The sequence below is a fragment of the Nocardiopsis sp. NPDC049922 genome (assembly GCF_040660275.1).
Taxonomy (GTDB): Bacteria; Actinomycetota; Actinomycetes; order Streptosporangiales; family Streptosporangiaceae; genus Nocardiopsis.
On sequence record NZ_JBFAME010000001.1, the window covers coordinates 630,911 to 648,126 of the forward strand.

The window sequence follows — 17,216 nt, forward strand, 5'->3', positions numbered from 1 at the left end:
GCACCGCACCCGCGTGTCGCCCCGACCTACCGGGGAGGGGTCGGGCCGTCCGCATCCTCCGGGGCCGGTCCGAGCAGGTCCCAGCGGTTGCCCGCGACGTCGAGGAAGACCACGACCCGGCCGTAGGGCTCCGTGCGCGGCTCCCCGAGGAACGCGACCCCGGCCGCGACCATCCGCGCGTGGGCCGCGTCGAAGTCGTCGACGCGCAGGAAGAAGCCGACCCGGCCCGCCGTCTGCCTCCCGACCGCCGCCGCCTGTTCGTCGCCGTCCGCGCGGGCCAGGAGCAGCCCGGTGCGGGCGTCCGGCGGGCGGACCACGACCCACCGCTTGGGACGGCCGTCGTTGGTCGTGGAGGGGGAGTCCTCGACCAGCTCGAACCCCAGGACGTCGACGAAGAAGTCGATCGCCGGGTCGTAGTCGTCGACGATGAGCGAGACCAGATCCAGGTGCATCCCGACAGGCTAGGGCCCTCGCGCGTCTCGGTCGAGGGGCCGCTCCCCACCCCGAGGTGCGGGCGGGCCGGGGCGCCCGGGGCGTCGGGTGCGGTCACGTGTCGGCTCCAGGCACTTGCGTTCGTCGTCCTCACGATCTAATTTCGTTGGAGTCACTAACGTTTGTGAATCGAACGATCTCGATCGGAGTCCCCATGCCCGTCATCGACGTTCTCGACTCGACCATGCACCACGAGGAGATCGGAGAGGGGACGCCCGTCGTCTTCCTCCACGGCAACCCCGCCTCGTCCCACATGTGGCGGAGGGTCATGCCCGCCGTCGGCGCCCCGGGACGCCTGCTCGCACCCGACCTGATCGGCATGGGCCGGTCCGGGAAGCCCGGCGGCGGCGCCCACCGGTTCGCCGACCACGCGCGCTACCTCGACGCCTGGTTCGACGCTCTGGGCCTGGACGGGGTGGTACTCGTCGGGCACGACTGGGGCGGGGCACTCGCCTTCGACTTCGCCGCGCGCCACCCCGGGCGGGTGCGCGGCGTCGCCTTCCTGGAGGCCGTCGTCCGACCGATGGCCTCGTCCGAGCTGAGCGAACCGGCCCGCGAGCGCTTCGCGACCCTGCGCACGCCGGAGGGCGCGCGGGCGGCACTGGAGCGGCACGCACTCGTGGACGCGGCCTTCACCCGCGGTGTCCTCAACCCGCTGAGCGAGGAGGAGATCGCGCCGTACCGGGCCCCGTACCCGGACCCGGAGAGCCGACGCCCGCTGCTGGAGTGGGCGAACTCCATGCCCGTCGACGGGGAACCCGCCGACGTCGCCGAGCGGCTCGACGGCTTCCAGGACTGGCTCGCCACCAGTACCGACGTGCCGAAGCTGCTGCTGACCTTCAACTCCTCGCCGACGCTGCTCATCACCGAGGACATGGCCGCCTGGTGCGCGTCCCACATGGCGGCCCTGGAGACCGAGCACCTCGGCCCGGCCGGGCACCACGCGCCGGAGGACCGGCCCAAGGAGATCGGCGAGGCCGTCGGCGCGTGGGCGGACCGCCACGGCCTGCGGTAGGACGCCGCGCGGGCGGACCACCGTTCGATCCGCTCCGGCCGAGGGCGGTCCGCCCTCACGAGCGGTTCGGGGTCCGTGGCGGATACCTCCCACTGGAAGGGAAACGCCTCGTCGTCCACCCTGTTCCCCGCTCCGCGGACGTGTCAGCGGGACGCTACCGCCGACCGGTGACAGCCCCCTTCCGCACGCCGCCGACCACGGTCAGCCGACCTCGAAACGGAGGATCCGGTCGTCGCCCTCGCGGACGTCCCCGCGGCCGTCGGTGTTGGACGTCGTGACCCAGAGCGCGCCGTCCGGCGCCACCTCCACCGTGCGCAGTCGGCCGTACTCGCCCTCCAACCGCGCGGTCGGCTCTCCCAGGCCACCGCCCTCCAGCGAGACCGTCCACAGCCGCTCGCCGCGCAGCGCGGCGACGTAGAGGGTGTCGCCGACGACCGCGGCCCCGGACGGCGACGCCTCGTCGGGCGTCCACGTGACCAGGGGGTTGGTGAGGCGCCCGCCGTCGGTGTCGCCGACGCCCTCCACCTCTGGCCAGCCGTAGTCGCGGCCCGGTTCGATCAGGTTGACCTCGTCGAACGCGTCCTGGCCGAACTCGGTGGCGAACAGCCGCCCCTCGTCGTCCCAGACCAGACCCTGGACGTTGCGGTGGCCGAGGCTGTACACGGGAGAACCCGGGGTCGGGTTGCCGGGCGCCGCCTTCCCCTCCGGCGTCAGCCGCAGGATCTTCCCGTTCGGACTGTCCGGATCCTGGGCCAGAGCGGGCCGGCCCGCGTCACCGGTGGCGACGTACAGCATCCCGTCCGGCCCGAAGGCGAGCCGACCGCCGTCGTGGTACGCGTGCCGGGCGATGCCGTCCAACACGACCTCCGGCGCTCCCCCATCGAGCCGGAAGCGCACGACCCGGTTGTCGTCCTCGGTCGTGAGGTAGGCGTAGACATGGCCGTCGTCCTCGTACCCGGGCGACACCGCCAGCCCCATCAGACCGCCCTCCCAACCGGACTCCGGTCCCTCGGGTCCGGTCACCCCGGGCATCGCGTAGACCTCCCGCGGCTCGTCCCCTCCGGGAGTCACCAGGAGGATCCGCCCGGTGTGCCGCTCCGACACCAGGGCTTCCCCGGTCGGCAGGAACACCAGCCCCCATGGGATGTCGAGCCCGGTGGCCACCTCCTCGCCCGCACCGAGGTCCGGGGCGGGAACGGCCGCGCCGTCCGATCCGACGTCGGTCCCCGCGCACGCGGTGAGGACGGCACCGGCCATGAGCAGGGCCGCGGTCCGGCGGCGGACGGCCGTCGTTCGACCTGCTGCCATGGCGCACCTCCCGGGTGCGGGGTTCCGTGACGCCAGGATCTCCCCCACGAAGCACCCCCGGCAAGCGGGCGTGCATGGCGCGATCCGTGGGGTGCGTGTCGTTGACGCCATCTCTCGGCCGACCCTACGGTGACGGGGTGCGATCACCACGCGTCGCCTTCGTGATCTTCGACGGCTTCCAGACACTCGACCTCGCCGGACCGCACGAGGTGTTCCAGCGCGCGGGCGGCTACTCCTGCGCGATCGTGGCGCCCCGCCGCGGGCTCATCCGCGCCGACAGCGGCCTTCCGATCCACGCCGAGCACGGCGTGGACACCCTGAGCCCACACGGCGTCGACACACTCGTGGTCGCGGGAGGATCCGGCGTCGACGAGGCGAGGCACGACCCACGGCTGACCGGCTGGATCACCGACGCCGCCGCGCGGGCCCGACGGGCCACCTCCGTCTGCAGCGGCGCCCTCCTCCTGCCCGAGACCGGCCTACTGGACGGGCACCGGGTCACCACGCACTGAGCCCGCGCCGCACAACTCGCCCGGGAGTACCCCGCGGTCACGGTCGACCACGAGCCCGTCTTCGTCCGGGACGGACGGATCTGGACGTCGGCGGGGGTGACCGCCGGGATGGACCTGGCCCTCGCCCTGGTGGAGGAGGACCGGGGACGGCGGACCGCGCTGGACGTCGCCAAACACCTCGTACTGTTCCTGCGACGGCCCGGCGGCCAGTCGCAGTTCAGTCGGGCCCTGTGGTCGGAACAGCTGTCCACCGACCCGATCCGCGCCGCCGTGGAGGCGATCCACGCCGATCCCGGCGGTCGACACGACATCGGCGACCTCGCCGCGTGCGCGGGGCTCAGCCCGCGCCATCTGCAACGCCGCTTCACCGCCGAACTCGGCGTCCCGCCCGGCGGCTACGTCGAACGAGTGCGCGTCGAGGCGGCGCAGCGCGCGCTGGAAGACGGCGAGGAACCCGTCGACGCCATCGCGCGCCGCTGCGGGTTCGGCACCGCCGAGACCCTGCGCCGGGCGTTCCAACGCCGCCTGGGCGTCGCCCCCTCCGACTACCGCGACCGTTTCCGATCCACCACGACAGGAGGGTCCCGATGACCGCTTACGGACTGCTGGTCTTCGACGACGTCGAGGAGCTCGACCTCGTCGGCCCCTGGGAGGTGTTCACCGCCTCCTCCATGATCCGCGGCGGCGCCGACACTGCGGTGCTCGTCGCCGAGAGACCGGACCCGATCCGCTGCGGCAAGGGGATGCGGGTGCTTGCCGACCACACGCTGGACGACCACCCGCCGCTCGACGTGCTGCTCGTGCCGGGCGGGCGGGGCACCCGCGAGATCGAGGTGCGCAACCCCGTCGTCACCGACTGGATCGCCAGGACCGCCGAGCACACGTTCTGGGTCGTCAGCGTGTGCACCGGCGCGTTCCTGCTCCACGCCGCCGGACCCGCGCGCGGGCGCCGGGTGGCCACGCACTGGAGGCACGAGGACGACCTGGAGGCTCAGGGCGAGGTCACCGTGGTGCGCGACGCCCGGTACGTCGTGGACGGGAACGTGCTCACCAGCCAGGGGGTCTCGGCCGGGATCGACAGCGCGCTGTGGCTGGTCGGGCGGTTGCACGGACGCGAGCACGCCCGCGCCGTGCGCCGCTACCTCCAATACGAACCGGCGCCGCCGTACCTCGCCGACGAGCCGCACACCACCTGAGGGATGTCCTCAAGTCTCAGTCGTGTGCACGCCACGCGCGACGCACTGACCGTGTACGCGGTCGACCGCGACGTGTCGCGTGGGTCGGTCGGGTCCGGGGACACGAGGCTGCGGCGCATGATCGGCGGCCGGTTCAAGCGGTCGTTGATCGCCTACCACCACTGACCAGGACATCAAACCCCCATCAACGATCTAGTGTCCTGAGTCGTTAATTCGTGTGCAGTACGCGGCAAGGGTGTCGAGGATGTCGTCGGCGGTCTTCGTCCAGACGAAGGGCTGGGGATTCTTGTTCCACTCGTTGATCCAGCCGCGGATGCCCCGTTCCAGTTCGACGACGCTGCGGTGGGCCGAGCGGCGGAGTTTGCGACAGGTCAACTCGGTGAACCAGCGCTCGACGAGGTTGAGCCAGGACGCCGAGGTGGGAGTGAAGTGCAGATGGAAGCGGGGGTGCCGAAGCAGCCACTTCTTGACCGGCTCGGTCTTGTGGGTGGCGTAGTTGTCCAGGACCAGGTGGAGTTCGAGGTGCTTGGGAACGGCAGCGTCGATGACCTTCAGGAAGCGGAGGAACTCCTGGTGGCGGTGGCGGGGGTAGTGCTGGGCTATGACCGAGCCGGAGGCGATGTCCAGGGCGGCGAACAGGCTGGTCGTGCCGTGCCGGACGTAGTCGTGCGTCATCTTCGCCGGCGTGGTCGGCGCCATCGGCAGCACCGGCTGGGTCCGGTCCAGGGCCTGTATCTGCGACTTCTCGTCCACCGCCAGAACCAGGGCGTTCTCCGGCGGGGACAGGTAAACGCCCACCGCGTCACGGACCTTGGTCACGAACTGCGGTTCGGTCGACAGCTTTCAGGTCTCCACGATGTGGGGTTTTGAGGCCGAACGCCCGCCAGATGCGCGAGACAGTCGACTGCGACATGCCCGCCGTCTCGGCCATCGAACGCGTCGACCAGTGCGAATCACCCGTCGGTGGCGCCTGGCCGAGCGTCCTGGCGACCAGGGCTTCGACCTGCTCGTCCGTGATCCTGCGCGGCGGTCCCGAACGCGGCCGGTCCACCAGGCCCTCCAGCCGGTCCGCGGCGAACCGGGACCGCCACTTGCGCACCGTCTCCCTCGAAACACCCAGGTCATCGGCGACCCGCGCGTTCGACAGGCCCTGCGCGCACGCCAGCACGATCCTCGACCGGAGCACCAGCGCTTGGGAGGCGGTCTGCTTGCGTAACCAGCCCCGCAGCACCCGGCGTTCGTGATCGGACAGCTCCAGCGGCAACGGCTTCGGACCAGGCATCGCCCGACCCTACAACCGCAAGCGAACTAACGACTCAGGACACTAGAGGAAATGTGGAGAAACCCAAAGAAGAGCAACCGAAGAAACCCCAAGAAAGAAAGAGAAAACGGTAATATGCATTGAGCTCGAGAGAGACTTGAACTGCGCCCCCTTGCCACACTTCCGAATCACCCTATTAACCCTGAGGAATTCAATAGTCGAGACCACCCCAACGGATCCGAAATAGGAGAATCCAAGGAGAGTCACTATCTCAAATCCGCGAGAGAATCCTGGAGCAAGTCGACCACCAGCAACGTAGACAAGAAGTGCTTCAATCCCCAAAAGAGCCAGGGTCCAACTGATCATTTTTACTGGAGCCAGGGCGGAATCCACCTGAAATACCGCCTTCGCCAATCCAGCCTCCGCCCGCCCAGTGTAGCTCTGGCTCCTCACTTCTACGAAGAACTCCGCATAGAAGCCGCGAACCTTGGGGATCAACAGCCCAAAGACCCAGTCAAAAGCCCATATATACCCCACACGCGACAATTTCCATACTTCCCTACGCGCACTGGGATTCACGAAGCTCCCTTTAGTTCAAGTAATTTGAAGCACAACTTCCGCATGCATGGTCTACTGCACCGAACACCCCGAGCCCAGTTTCAACCCGCGCACTGACTCCCTGCACGGCGGACGCAACACCAATCCTCGAATTCCAGGTGCGTGCGATGTCGCTCCGAATTCTTCGATTGATATTTCCCATGTTCGGAATACCCTTGGGAGCCCGGCTGGCGATCTGTGAATTCCTAAAAATACTCATGCCCGCTTGCGCACCACGAGCCGCCCAGCCAACTGGGATGGGTGCAGCTCCAATAATACCCATGATTCCGCTGCGTTGACCATGGTACCTGATATCACGATAACCAAGATACGCCCCCAAAGCAGCAGCACCAATTCCCACCGCCCCGCACACCGGACAGCTGACCATCCCAACAATTCCGCCAACGAATGCGGCATCCTTGCCGATTTGAGTCAGATTAAGACCGCTCAGCCCTCCCTGGAGTGAATCCCAGAAACCGTCACCGTTACTCCAGGCTTCAGAATCCCAGCTCCCCCATCGTTCTTCGGCCCAACTGGCGTGGTTGAGGGCCTCGGTCTCCGGGGCGACGGTGTGGCTCTGCGGAGGCCACTGCACATGGCTCGGCTTGTAGGCACCGCCCATCGCCGGATGCCAGGGCGGATTGTTGGACACCGACACGGGCCAGTTGACGTGGGCCGGCTTGTAACCGCCACCCATCGCCGGATGCCACCAGTCATCACTCGGCGTCGAGGGAGGAGCGGGCGGCCAGCTGACGTGGTCCGGCTTGTAACCGCCACCCATCGCCGGATGCCACCAGTCATCATTCGACGAACTCGAAGAAGTCCCATGCCCGCCCGTCAACAGCAGCCCACTGGCGTCACTAAAGCTCACCGGGTTGTTGTTGGCGTACGCGTAGCCGTGCATCTGCTGGGCATCAGCTAGGTCCATCACCGGGTCCACGGAGATGAACCGGCCAAGATCAGCGTCGTAGGCACGCGCACCCACCTGCGTCAGACCCGTGGAGGCGTCGAGCACTCCGTCCACGAATCCACGCTCACCCGGCCAGGAACCCTCCATGCCGCGAGCCTGGCCGAAGGCGGTCATCCGCCGCTGGGCCACGTCGCCCCACACCGCGTCGACCGTGATCTCACCGGTGCCGTGGTGATCGGACAGCACCCAGTGCAGGCTCCCGTCATCCTCGCGCACCGCGACGGTCTCGCCGCCGTGCTCGTAGTAGCGGGTGGCCTCCTCAGTCCCCGCGGCCGGATCCCAGGTCACCTCCATCCCTGGAAGGTACAGGGTGGTGGCACCGTTCGCCCGCCGGAGCAGTCGCTCACCGTCGGCGTCGTACACGTACTCGGTCGAGTTCAGTCCATCCGAGACCGAGGCGAGCTCGCCTTCGGCGTCCCAGTCCAGGGTCTGATCGCGCTCCCCGGTGACTCGGCTGATCATGTTGCCAGCCGCGTCGTAGTCATAGGTGTGGGTCGAAGCGTTGCCCGCCGTGTCTTGGTCGACCTGGGCCACGGCATGCGCCGGTCCCTGCTCGGAAGTCGAGTACGAGCGTGTGGTGTTCCCTGCTCCGCTGTACTGGGTCTCCTCGGTTCGGTTGCCGACCTCGTCGTAGGTGTAGGCGTGCCAGTACGGCGAGGCCCCGCCCAGATTCTGCACGTCCGGGGCTGCGGCGCAGGCCTGGTCACCGGTGACGTTGGGAGTCCACACCTGGCTCAGACGGCGCAGGTGGTCGTACTCGAAGCACTGGACGTCGTTCGGCTGCTCGGCGCTGGTGGGTTCGTCGTTGATCCGCAGCAGGTTGCCGATGTCGTCGTAGCCGTAGGTCTTGGTCGACAGCGATCCCTCACCGGCTTGGGGGACGACGCTGGCCATGGACAGCCGGTTGGTCTTCTCATCGAAGTCGAAGGTCTGCCAGGTGCGGTCCGAGCCCAGCACACCGCGGTAGAACTCGCGCTGGACGAGGTTGCCGACCTTGGAGTAGAGCGTGTCGGTGACGATGTCCTCGCTCGCCGAGAGGGTGGTGGGGTTACCCAGTTCGTCGTAGTCGTACACCACGGCCTCGCCCGGCAGGCTCCCGGTCGGCGGCAACGCCACCGATCGCACGCTGCCGTCCGGGTTGTACATCGTGCGGAACAGATATCTACCGCCCAGTTCTCCTTCGGAGCTGGGGATGTTCACGAACCGGGCGCGTTCGCGGCCCAGTGCGTCGTAGCCCGCGATCTGGGTGGTGTAGGCCTGTCCGTCGTGGTGGCGGGTGGCGGTGGCCGGCTTGCCCTTCATCAGGGTGTCGTAGGTCCACGAGGCGCGCAGGGGACCGGTGGCGGAGTCTTCGCGCAGGTGGGTGGTGCGGCCGAGTGCGTCGTAGGTGGTGTGGAGCACCTGGCCTCGGGCGTCGGTGGTTTTCACCACGCGGTCGAGGTCGTCGTAGACCATGGTGGTCACACCGGTGTCCGGGTCAGACTCAGTGACCTTGCGGCCCAACAGGTCGTAGGTGTAAGTCCAGATGTTGCCGCCCGGGTCGGTGACGGTCTCCAGTTCGCCGCGCGCGGTGTAGGTGTAGGCGGTGGAGTCGTACTCGCCGGTGGGCTGTTCGCTTTGGTGTTTGCGGATCTCGACGGTGTTGCCGCGCGCGTCGGTGATGGCGGTGGTTCCGGTGCCGCCTTCGGGGACCGTGGTCAGGATCCGGTCGCCGTGGTGCTCGACGCTCGTGCGCCACTGCTCCACACCCCGGGACATGTGCAGGGTGTCGGTGGCCCGGTCGGCGCCGTCGTAGACGGTGCGGGTCCAGCGGGGGATCTCGTCGGCGTTGGCCACGACGAACAGGTCACCGATGGGTTCGTCGGCGTTGAAGTAGGGGTCGCGTTCGGTGACGGTGTTGCCGCGCGAGTCATAGAAGGTGTCGGTGACCACGCGTCCACCACCGGGGGCCGGGGCCTGGGTCTGGCGCTGGCGCAGGAACCCGTCGAGAATCTTGTAACTGGTGATGTAGTCACCGTCAGCGTTGAGACTGTGGGTGGTCACCGTGGTCGGCGCGTCCTTGGCGACGTGGTACTCGAACTTCTGCGAGGGCGAGAAGCCGCGGTCCCGGTCGCGGTCGGCCAGCCACACCTGAGTGATCCTGCCGAGGGGGTCGTAGGCGAGTTCGGTGGTGTTGCCGTTGGCGTCAGTCTTGGTCACCGGTTGTGAGCGGGCGTCGTACTCCTCGACCGTGACATGGCCCAGGGGGTTGGTGGTCTCGACCTTGGTGTCGTGGCCACCGGCCAGGGCGGCGGTGTAGTCCGTCGTGGTGGTGTTGTTCTCGGCGTCGGTGACCGAGACGGCACGCCCGTAGTCGTCGAAGTCGGTGGCGGTCACGGTCTGGAAGACCGGGTCGGTACCGTCGTGGTCCACCACCCGTTGCGTCTGGGTCGGGCGGCCCTGGGTGGGGGTGTCGCCGAACGCGCCGTCGTCGTAGAGGGTGCGGGTGTGGGTGACGACATCGTCGACCGAGGCGGTCACCTCACAGCTGGCGGCCACCGTGCGGGTCTGGGCCACCAACGACAGCAGGTGCGCGCTGGTGTTTCGGGCGTAGGTGGTGTTGGTACACCGGTCGTCGTCGGGGTCGTCGACGTCACCGGCGTCGTGCACCCGGCTGATCATCCCGTGGGAGTCGAAGGTGTTGGTGGTGCGCGTCTGGCGGAACGATCCGTCCGCCAGGGCGGTGTAGGCGTCCGTCCGCTCGGTGTTGACCCTGTGTGCTCCCAGGTCGTCCCAGGAGTGGGAGCTGGTCGCGGTCTGGTCCTTCCACGGTGTGGTGATGGTCTTGGAGACCACCTCACCACCCACACCGTTGCTGACGATGACCTCGCGGGTGCGGCCGTTGAAGACGGGGTCGTCGGACACGGTGGTGCCGGTGGAATCGGTGATCTCGGCCGAGCGGGTGCCGGTGGGCAGGTGGTCGCCGTCCATGCCCTGGTAGAACAGGTGCTCGGTCTCGGTCTGGACCTCGTTGGGGTGGCCCGTACGGACGATCACCCGGTCATAGCCGCGCCACTGGGACCAGGTGCGCTTGTCCTCGTCGACGAACCCGTCGTCGTCCATGTACCGCCAGGCCGGGGTGCCGACGTAGTCGTAGGTGGTGACCTGGTCCGGCTGTCCGCCCACCAGGTCGACCTCGACCAGCTGCTCCACGGTGTACTTGGCGAACCAGTCGGTGATCTCCTCGGCTCCGGCTTTGTGGGTGCGGATCACCGGGAAACACGTCTGGGTGTTCTCATGCGGCTCGGGCGTCTGACCCTCGACACAGTCGGGAGCGGCGTAGTTGACGTTCACCTGGGCACCGGTCTCGGTGTAGATGCTGGTGATCCGCCACTTGTTCATCGGCGCCAGGCCGTCGGTGGTGGAGTCGATGCGGTTGGGCATCGGGGTCCCGGCGAAGGTGATCGCGGGGTAGGACTCGGTGCCGCCGACGTGACCGGTGTGGGTGATCGAGTCCAGCCACAGGGCGGGATCGGTTCCGTCCCCCGGGGCGGGGAAGCGGTGTTCGAAGTCCCAGGTGTCGACGGTGGTGTAGTCGCTGCCGTCGTGGACCTGGGTGGTGATCTGGTCGAGCTTCTTGGTGGTCCAGAACGTCGGGGAGTGCTGGCCCGCGCAGTCGGTCTCGCAGTCCTGGTCGAGGGGGGTGTCGGGCCAGTGCTCGGCGTTGTCCTCAGTGCGGTTGGAGACCGCGCAGTCGAAGCTCTCGTCCGGCAGGCACCGCTCGGACACGGCGTAGGTGACCCGGGCCGGAGCGGTAACGTGCGGGTCGGCGTCCCGAAGCCCGTAGTCGGTACGGGCCAGGTAGCCGCCGCGGTCATAGTCGACCGGGTCGGACGTGAAGTTCAGGCCGTAGTTGTTGGTCTCGGCCTCGTAGTAGTTCACCAACGCGTTGCCCTGGGCATCGACGACGTAGTCCAGGTTCCACCGCCACGCCTGGTCACACCAGGCGTCGCCCAGGTTGGCGTCGTAGCAGGGTTCGCCGGAGTCGTTGCCGAACACCGGCACCGTCCATGCCGAGTTGGTCTCCTCGTCGCCGGTGGTGTGGCCGGGCAGTCGGTTGAGGCCGAAGAAGTACTGGGTGCCGTCGGTCGTGGTGACCTTCCAGTACTCGCCGTCGTTGTCACCGTTGGTCGTGCCGGTCAGGCGCTCGACCTTGGAGCCGTCGTCGTTGCGGGGGGTCCACTCGCCGTCGTCGTAGACCAGCTCGGTGGATCGGCCGCCCAGGTTGAGGGTGGCGTTGTGGTGGGACCAGCACTGGTCGGGGATCTCGGTGTCGTCGTCCTGGCAGGTGGTGTAGCGGCGTTCGATGTAGCCGGGGTGGTAGTCGAACCCTTCCCCGATCCAGGAGGTCTGGTTGTTGGTGTTGGACACCCGGCCGTCCACGGACTGCGAGGAGTAGGACAGGCCGATCTCGGGCTTGAGCCCGCCGGCCACGTTCGGCGCGGCCATCGGGTAGTTCCAGGAGAACCCGCCCGACTGTGTGCCCACGTTCCAGGTGGAGGAAGGGCTGAGTGAGGTGGCGGTGTAGTCTCCGGTGGCCTCGCCACCGGCAGTGGAGGTAGCGGCGGCCGCCGTCAGCAGCATGCCCGATGAGGTGGCCGGAGCCATGGCCGACAGGGTCTGGGCCTCGGTGTCGTTGACCGAGTCCAGGTCGTGCGAGGCCAGGCAGTCCGTCTCCTCATCACCTTCCTCGCACGGCGTCAACGCGACCAGCGACAGACGGGAGCCGTAGTCGGACCCGTAGGCGGTCGCGAAATCGGCGTAGTCCACCTCCACCTCGACCGGCCCGGCGGAATCCACCCCGTCGGTACGGATCAACCGCAGGGTCAGGCCCGACAGACCGAGCTCGGCGGCCTCGTCCCGGTCGAGAACCTGCACCTCGACACCGGTGACGGGCTGGGGTTCGGCCTGCTCAACGGGATCAGCAGAGTCGCTCTCCTCGGTCGCCTCAGGGGCGGAGTCCTCCTCCGACGGTACGCCGTCCTCAGCGGTTTCCTCGGATTCCGTGTTGTCCTCGGGCTGCTCCGGTGTCCCGTCGTCTCCGGGATGAGGTGTGGGGTCTGGAGACCGATCCGGGTTTTCCTGTTCCTCCTGCTCCGGGGAGTCCGTGTCGGTTCCGCGCCCATCTCCCGGTTCCAGAGGCATCCGTCGCTCGCTGGCGTCCACACCGGAATCCGTGTCCTCCGGTGAGCTGTCGGCCGTTTCGGGAAGGGGGGAGTCCCACTCCTCGAAGTCCTGTCCATGGACCGCACCGAGACTGATGGCCGCCTCGTCGCCCTGCGCGGGAGCGGCGGATGCTTGGGCATCAGGCTGCTCCAACTCGACCGCCACCGTCCCCGGCTCCGGCCAGTCGGCCTCATCCAGAGCTGCCATGGCGGCATCAGCCACCGCACTGTCCAGTGCGATCGCTTCCTGGACGGCCTCCTGCCCACGCACCGACTCGGTTTCGGCGACCCCGGGGCGAGAGTTGACGGCCATCGCCGAGGCAGGCAGTGACGCGGCCAGGCCCGTGACGGTGACCAGGGCGGTGAAGGAGACGAAGGTCTTACGGATGCGCCTGCTGGCGGGCACGCGGCGCGCGGATTTGACGGACTGAAGCGTGTCGGACACGTGGGGGAACCTCCCGCCCACCGGACCGGAGTCCGGCGGGCAGATCGTGTGTCAGGGGATGACGGGGTGGGGGACGTGTGAGTCAGGACGCGGGCAGGAAGCCCCACATGATGCTGCTGAGGTCGCTTTCGGTCAGCACGCCCTGGTAGAGGTGGACGTCACTGATGTCGCCCGACCAGGCATCGGCGAACGCCTGCTCGAACTGAGCGCCACCGATCACCGTGGGTCCGTTGGCGTGCCAGGCGGCGGGCACGTCCGCCGTGCCCTGCGCGATGCCATCGACGTACAGGGTGGCCTCGCGGCGGGTGTGGTCGTAGGTCGCGGCCAGGTGGGTCCACCGGCCGAACTCCGGGGCGTGGTCCGACAGCGCACGGTGCCACCCGGAGGCACCGATCTCGTCAGACGGCGGCACCTTCATCACCCAGTTGTCCCAGTCGTAGGAGTACTGGTAGCTGAGGTAGAAGCCGCTGTGGGCTGTGCCGTTCTGGGCCACCGCCGTGGCGTTGTGGCCGACCTCGTCCAGGCGCACCCACGCGGCCACGCTGTAGCTGCGGTCGGTGCGCACCGTTGGGCCTTCGGTGGTGATGTGTTCCTGCTGGGCCTCGTTCAGGCGAACACCGGGGGCGAAGGTGACGTCGTTGAACGCCTGGTTCCACGCGGTCTGGGGGTCCCCGTGCAGGGTGCCGTCCAAGCCGTGGTCGGAGGAGTCGGCGACCGCGGTGCCTCCGGACTCGTCAAGGAGCCAACGCCCCTCCAGCGCGACCGGACGGTTGGCCAGGCTCCACGCCTCCGACCGCGACTCCTCGTCCAGAGTCTGGTCAGTGACAACCCGGTCCCAGACACGTACGTCGTCGATCGCACCAGGCCAGTGGTAGTTCGGCGCGCCCTGGTAGGTTCCCCGGCCGATCGTCAGCCCGGATCCGGCGTTCCAGGCGTCGTCCTTGACCGCGGTGGACTGCTCGACTCCGTCGACGTACAAAGTCAGCTCACCCGTGGCGGAGTCGAAAACCCCCAGCAGGTGCGTCCATACGCCGAGTTCGACCGGATCCGCGGAGAAGGCGTACGTCCAGCCTTCGCTACCGCCCTGGGTGACCTCGTCCGAGGGTGCCATCTTGAACGTCCAACGCTCAGTGCTGTACCCCTGGTAGCCCAAGTGGAAGGCGGACTGGTGCACACCGTCCTGAGCCACCGCGGTCGCGTTGCCCGAAGGGCGTTGGTCCAAGCGCACCCACGCCGACACCGAGAACGTCCCGCTGGTGTCCACTACGGGTGCATCGGTCGCCAGTGCTTCGGAAGCACCGTCCAATCCCACCGCCGTACCTTCCAGCCGGTAGGAACCACCGGATGCCTCACCCACGCGGCCCCGTGCCCAGTCGACGGTACCGGTCGCGGTCGCGGACCGCCCACCGTCCATCGCATCGGTCGCGGTCGTGCCCTGGCCCTCGTTCAGGGGGATGTAGGACACCGGATCCGCGGGCGGAGCGACCGTGAACGTGTACACCAGACCGCACTCCGAGGAATTGCCGTGTGCGTCGGTGATCCGGGCATGGATCAGGTTCGGGCCGGACCGGTGCGGCGTGATGGGAACGGTGACCTCCGCGCCCGGGGTGTCCAGGTCGACGGTGGTGGAGCAGGAGGCGTCGTTGACGCTGTAGTGGTAGGCGGCGGCGTCGGCCACCCCGTTGTTGGCGAAGGTGAAGTCACCGGTGCGCCCCACACTGCCGTGCTCCTCGTCGCCCGCCGGGTAGTCCGTGGAGGTCACCACGGGACCGGAGTCGGGCTTGGAGGTGTCGACCGACAGGTAGCACCACTGCGACCACGGGCCCCAGTTGGCCGAGTCCTGGCCCCGGGTGCGGTAGGCGATCAGTTCCTGCTCGGGCAGGTCGGAGGCGGTCACCGACCGGTAGCTTCCCTCAGGCCACGTGGCCACCGTGACGCTCGTCGAGTCGGCTGACCCCAGGGTGTCGGCGGCGCCGTCGATCTTCCACTCGAAACGGGCCTTGACCTGCTGGCCCACCCAGTAGGAGTCACGGTCGCGGATCTGGGCGCGCAGCGTGACCGTGGTGTCGTTGATCAGCCTGGGGTTGGCGGGGTCGGTGGAGCACACACCGCCCAGGGAGTCGGAGAGGGTGGAGGTGATGGGCTGCTCGGGCGGGTGGTTGTAGTCAACGACCAGGACCGGCGGGTCGGTGTCGATGTTGAACCGGCGCCAGGCCGTGGTGCCGGCCTCGTCGCGTTCCTTCAGCCGCAGGTAGATGTGCGACTTGTTGTTGTCCAGGCCCCACTGATAGGCGTCGGTGGCGTCGAACTCCACACCGCTGGAGGCGGGGCAGGTGGCCCATCCGCCGGTGACGTTCTGGGTGTCCAGGTGGTCACGGGCACTCGGCTGGTTGTTCCACGTGGTGTCGGAGTCGAAGGCGTCGACCCGGTGGAGCTGGACGTGGGAGTCGCTGTTGCAGTCGTAGGCCCACTCGACCTCGGTGCGCAGCGTCGCCGAGTTGATGATGGTGTTGGCGTGTTCGGTGCGCCCCATCGTCGTGAACTGGAAGAACGCCCGGCGCGTGTACACCCGGTCCCACTCGATGCGGCCGACACCGACGGACTCGACGCTGGGGTTGAAGTACTCCTGGTTCGGGAAGGCCTTGTCGACGTAGGCCCAGTTCGGCCGTGAGGCGCTCACCGAGGGGTCGATGTAGACGGGGTACTCGGTGGCCTCGTCCGTGAGCATCTGCTGGTCCGGGACGAGTCGGATGGCGTCCACGTCGAGCGTGGTCTCCACCGGCTCCATGAAAGAGCCGGACAAGGGGGCGACGGCCGGGTCCTCGGCGGGGGCGGCCTCGTCAGCTCCGGTGGAGTCCCACATGGACGGGGTCTGGATGGCGAAGACGCTGCGGCCGCCCTCGTCGCCGGTCGCCTCCAGGTTGCCGTGGTCGTCGGCGGCGACCGTGACGCCGTCCGCGCCCAGGGCCAGTTCGAGTTCGGCCAGTTCGGGAGCGGCGGCGGCCTCGGGGGTGTGGACCACCAGGACCTGGGTGAAGCCCTCCACACCGGCGGTCAGTACCAGGTCCACATCGGGGAGCACGTCCGCGTAGGTGGCCTGGTTTCCGTCCAGGGCTGGGGTGGGCAGGTCACTGATCCAGTCGAGCTCGACGCTGTTGGAACCGATGCCGATCCGCGCCATCGATGCGTCCCCGCCGCCGGAGAAGGCGATGTCCATCCCCGCGGCGCGCGGACGGACCATGCCGTCGTCGGTGGTGATCAGGGTGGTGTCGGTGTCCACCCAGCCGTCGTCGGAGCGGACACGGACCGGGACCGCGTGGGTCTCCATGGTCAGCGTGCCGTCGGGGTTGGCGAAGTGCTGAGTCTTCTCGTCGGTGAACCCCTCGATCTCCACCCGCTCCCCAGTCCGCTCAGCCCGAGCCAGAGCGTCCTGCTCCGCGGCAGCGGTGGGATCGGCTGTGGCCTCTTCCGGTGTGGGCTGATCGGGGTCAGCGTGGGCTGGCACTGCCGTGAGCAGTGTCAACGCCAGTGTCACGGCAGTGGTGACCGCCGTCGCTCGGGTCAGGGGGCGACGCATGGGGGATGCCTCTCGCGGGGTCTACAACAGCATCAATTCGGACATACCGGACGTCGGGATGTCGGGAGACGCTAACAGACACGCAGTGACGCCAATCCCACGTCTACCAGCCGCTTCACACTCGCATGTTTACCGCGAAACACCGTCCCACCTGGATCTTCGAGCCCAATGGGTTGAGATACCCGAAATCCATCGCGAGCAGAACTAGTGATCCACATCACGATTAATATGTCTGCGCAGGTCACAGCTTTGGAACAGAACGGCAAAGCATTAAACCGCCCCCGAGGCTCGGCACCGAGTCCACAGGACACCACGCGATCAGTCATGTGCGTCAAGTCAGGGAACAAGCCCTGCCCCTCGCACCCCACTCCTTGCCCTACGCGGCCTTCCGTCAGCCCAGGCGAGCAGATCTCCGGCGCTCCCCTGATCGGCGGGCTTCGCCCCTTGCCACGCCTCTTCCGATGAGGCGGATGTTCGTTCGAGCAGATCGTGCCTGACACCCCATCCAGCTCCGAGCTCGCCCAGAACCAACCCGCGGACCGTGGTCTGGCCCCATGCTTCGACTCCGCCCAGCGACGGGCCAGTGCGCACCAGCCGAGGCGCCTGAGCCTGGAGCGGTCACCGCCCTGGTGTCGCGTA

The 17,216-nt window shown here is 68.1% G+C and carries 10 protein-coding genes and 1 pseudogene; 5 read left to right on the forward strand and 6 right to left on the reverse strand.

The window, feature by feature from the left end:
* Positions 1 to 26 precede the first annotated feature (26 nt).
* The gene (locus tag AB0I72_RS03010; protein ID WP_358562280.1) at positions 27 to 452 is read right to left on the reverse strand and encodes a VOC family protein; all 426 of its coding nucleotides are present in this window, start codon (positions 450 to 452) and stop codon (positions 27 to 29) included.
* 194 nt (positions 453 to 646) lie between these two features.
* Between AB0I72_RS03010 and AB0I72_RS03015 the strand changes: the two genes are divergently transcribed.
* On the forward strand, positions 647 to 1,507 hold the full coding sequence (locus tag AB0I72_RS03015) for a haloalkane dehalogenase (protein WP_358562282.1): 861 nt from the start codon (positions 647 to 649) through the stop codon (positions 1,505 to 1,507).
* 201 nt (positions 1,508 to 1,708) lie between these two features.
* On the opposite strand, the gene AB0I72_RS03020 is transcribed toward AB0I72_RS03015, so the two are convergent.
* Positions 1,709 to 2,815: a PQQ-dependent sugar dehydrogenase gene (locus AB0I72_RS03020; protein ID WP_358562285.1), complete on the reverse strand. Its 1,107-nt coding sequence runs from the start codon at positions 2,813 to 2,815 to the stop codon at positions 1,709 to 1,711.
* A gap of 137 nt (positions 2,816 to 2,952) precedes the next feature.
* On the opposite strand from AB0I72_RS03020, the gene AB0I72_RS03025 reads away from it, so the two are divergent.
* The 4 genes from AB0I72_RS03025 (at position 2,953) to AB0I72_RS03040 (ending at position 4,688) form a co-directional block, all read left to right on the forward strand.
* A complete protein-coding gene (locus AB0I72_RS03025) occupies positions 2,953 to 3,327 on the forward strand; it encodes a DJ-1/PfpI family protein (RefSeq protein WP_358562288.1) in 375 nt (124 codons plus the stop codon).
* 108 nt (positions 3,328 to 3,435) lie between these two features.
* Positions 3,436 to 3,918 carry a helix-turn-helix domain-containing protein gene (locus AB0I72_RS03030; protein WP_358562290.1) on the forward strand — a complete coding sequence of 161 codons (483 nt, stop codon included), beginning with the start codon at positions 3,436 to 3,438 and terminating at the stop codon, positions 3,916 to 3,918.
* Positions 3,915 to 4,523: a DJ-1/PfpI family protein gene (locus AB0I72_RS03035; RefSeq protein ID WP_358562293.1), complete on the forward strand. Its 609-nt coding sequence runs from the start codon at positions 3,915 to 3,917 to the stop codon at positions 4,521 to 4,523. The genes AB0I72_RS03030 and AB0I72_RS03035 overlap by 4 nt, the downstream gene beginning before the upstream one ends.
* A 24-nt stretch (positions 4,524 to 4,547) precedes the next feature.
* Entirely contained in the window at positions 4,548 to 4,688 is a 141-nt protein-coding gene (locus AB0I72_RS03040) for a hypothetical protein (RefSeq protein WP_358562296.1), read from the forward strand.
* A 27-nt stretch (positions 4,689 to 4,715) separates the two neighbouring features.
* Here AB0I72_RS03040 and AB0I72_RS03045 read toward each other — a convergent pair.
* The 4 genes and pseudogenes from AB0I72_RS03045 to AB0I72_RS03060 all read right to left on the reverse strand — a co-directional run bounded on the left by AB0I72_RS03045 (position 4,716) and on the right by AB0I72_RS03060 (position 16,577).
* Positions 4,716 to 5,805: pseudogene (locus AB0I72_RS03045) on the reverse strand (IS630 family transposase).
* Between the two features lie 42 nt (positions 5,806 to 5,847).
* Positions 5,848 to 6,363 (reverse strand): hypothetical protein, encoded by a 516-nt coding sequence (locus AB0I72_RS03050; protein ID WP_358562299.1) that lies wholly within the window; start codon positions 6,361 to 6,363, stop codon positions 5,848 to 5,850.
* Positions 6,364 to 6,373: 10 nt separating this feature from the next.
* Positions 6,374 to 13,000, reverse strand: a complete 6,627-nt coding sequence (locus AB0I72_RS03055) for an RHS repeat-associated core domain-containing protein (RefSeq protein ID WP_358562302.1) — start codon at positions 12,998 to 13,000, stop codon at positions 6,374 to 6,376.
* 82 nt (positions 13,001 to 13,082) lie between these two features.
* The gene (locus AB0I72_RS03060; RefSeq protein ID WP_358562305.1) at positions 13,083 to 16,577 is read right to left on the reverse strand and encodes a LamG-like jellyroll fold domain-containing protein; all 3,495 of its coding nucleotides are present in this window, start codon (positions 16,575 to 16,577) and stop codon (positions 13,083 to 13,085) included.
* Positions 16,578 to 17,216: the final 639 nt, after the last annotated feature.